Genomic DNA, 2,484 nt, shown 5'->3' on the forward strand with positions numbered 1-2,484 from the left:
GGCGGAATGGCAGAGTGGCCATGCACCGGATTGCAAATCCGTTCACCCCGGTTCGACTCCGGGTTCCGCCTCCATATAATTTACTCCACACGCTTTAATTAGCAAACTCGATGCCCGAGTGGTGGAATTGGTAGACACAAGGGATTTAAAATCCCTCGACTAACAAGTCGTGCCGGTTCAAGTCCGGCCTCGGGCACCATCTTTACATTAAGCGCTCTGCTTAAAGATTCTTTAGTAAACCTTCTAATATTTACAAAATATCCAGAAAAATTCTGATTTATCAATCTTATTTTTTCTATGATTTATGTTATCTTGATATGAACTATTTTATGCATGATGTACCCAGTAATAGCGTTGTGTGATGGTTTAGTAAGGGTTTATATACCCATTTTATTAAAGATATATATTGATAAGCATAATGTAGTATCTCCAAACTTACCTTATAACGTCTTAAATAAACCAGCCATGTAATCCAATCCTTAGTAATGAATGTACTTTGAACTGAGCTAAGTGCCATAGGCTTATGGTACCAACCCGTAGAGTAAGCCATTAGCTTTAAAAAATTTAAAACAGTAAAGCGATCTTCATATCTAGAGCAAACAACTTTGAAAGCAAAGATCACAAACTCATGTGCTAGAAGCATAAAGTAATTGTTGAATTGGTAGGTAACACATGATTATTAGAAGTTAGAATCGCGAGTAATAATAAGTATAGGCTATGGTGGTAATTCAAATAGGTAACTAATAAAGCGAGCCGTAGCTCGCTGCTTATAGTTTATTTCCAGGCCTCGGGATCGACCTCTTTAGCAAGTTTAGGATGTTTACTTTTGTCAAAGGTCGGTATTAAGCCCTTTTTGCGTTGTGCGTTGTAATCTTTAGAGAGCCACACAACAACGCCTGACAGCATAAATAATGCTACAACATTGACAATGGCCATTAAACCCATTGATATATCTGCTAGTGTCCAAATTAAGCCAAGTTCTCCAACGGACCCAAACATCACCATACCTAAAACAACAAATCTAAAGATAAACATACTTTTATTAGAGTTGTGCTCTAAAAACATTAAATTTGTTTCGGCGTAAGAGTAATTAGCCACAATAGAGGTAAAAGCAAAAAACAATATAGCAATGGCAATAAAGTAAGTACCCCAGTCGCCGACATGTTCTTGTAATGCGGCTTGTGTAAGTTCAATTCCCATAACACCAGAGCCAGGAACTAATTGTTGCGATAATAAAATAAGGGATGCTGTTGCTGTACAGATAACAATAGTATCAATAAATACACCTAGCATCTGTATATAACCTTGTGATGCAGGATGTGGAGGGTAAGGTGTTGCAGTAGCTGCAGCATTAGCAGCACTACCCATGCCAGCTTCGTTCGAGAACAAACCACGCTTTATACCTTGGATCATAGCTTGAGTTACACCATAGCCAATTGCACCGGCACCAGCTTGTTCAATACCAAAGGCGCTCTTTATAATAAGTACAAATACATCAGGTAAAGAAGTAAAGTTAATAGCGCATACATAAAGGGCAACTAACAAATAAGCTAATGCCATAAATGGGACAACCATCTCAGCAAAGCGAGAAATGGTTTTAAGACCACCAAAAATAATAATGCCAGAGCCAATGACCAAGAGAATGCCTACTATATACTTAGGTATATCAAACGCGACTTCAAATGCTGCAGCAATAGAGTTTGACTGAACGGCGTTAAATACTAAACCAAAGGCTAAAATTAAGCATAACGAGAATAAAGTACCCATCCAGCGTTTACTTAAACCGTTTTGCATATAATAAGCAGGGCCACCTCTAAAATTGCCTTCTGCATCTTTTGTTTTATAAGCCTGAGCCAAAGTACTTTCAGCAAAGCTTGTAGCCATACCTATTAATGCAATAAGCCACATCCAAAAAATAGCACCCGGACCACCTAAGTATAAGGCAACAGCAACCCCAGCCATATTACCTGTACCAACACGTGCAGCTAACGAAGTACAAAAAGCCTGAAAGGATGAAATTTCGTTATCGGCACATTTACGAGAGCCAAACATAACTTTAAACATATACGGAAATTGCACAAACTGAATAAAGCTTAATCTAAAAGTAAAGAAAAGACCTGCGGCTATTAATAAGTAGACGAGAATTTGTCCCCATAGAAGGGCACTTATACTATTTACGATGTCAGTCATGAATACTGCCTAAATACATGAGTTAAAAAAAGTGAGCGCAACTTATCACATCAAGGTAAAAGTGTTTAGTTCTAAAGTGCAAAAACCAAAGTTATCAACAGGCTTTTGTGGGTAACTTGTGCTTATCGTGTGTGCTTGCGTGGGGCTTAATTTTAATTACTATTTAATGAAAATAACGCTTGCGTAAAATCCGCCGCTCCCTATAATGCGACCCCAATGAGACGGGAAACGCTGAAGCATAGCGAGGCACGAACTACTCAGAGAGTTAAATAAAACTTCGGTTTTAAATTGTCG

At 38.4% G+C, this 2,484-nt stretch carries 1 protein-coding gene and 2 tRNA genes; 2 read left to right on the forward strand and 1 reads right to left on the reverse strand.

The window, feature by feature from the left end; all coding sequences use genetic code 11:
- Positions 1 to 74: transfer RNA gene (locus P20652_RS18910), tRNA-Cys, on the forward strand.
- Between the two features lie 38 nt (positions 75 to 112).
- A tRNA-Leu gene (locus P20652_RS18915) sits at positions 113 to 199 on the forward strand.
- A gap of 575 nt (positions 200 to 774) precedes the next feature.
- On the opposite strand, the gene P20652_RS03290 is transcribed toward P20652_RS18915, so the two are convergent.
- Entirely contained in the window at positions 775 to 2,190 is a 1,416-nt protein-coding gene (locus P20652_RS03290) for a sodium:alanine symporter family protein (protein ID WP_008171513.1), read from the reverse strand.
- Between the last annotated feature and the right edge of the window lie 294 nt (positions 2,191 to 2,484).

The sequence above is a fragment of the Pseudoalteromonas sp. BSi20652 genome (assembly GCF_000239855.1).
Taxonomy (GTDB): domain Bacteria; phylum Pseudomonadota; class Gammaproteobacteria; order Enterobacterales; family Alteromonadaceae; genus Pseudoalteromonas.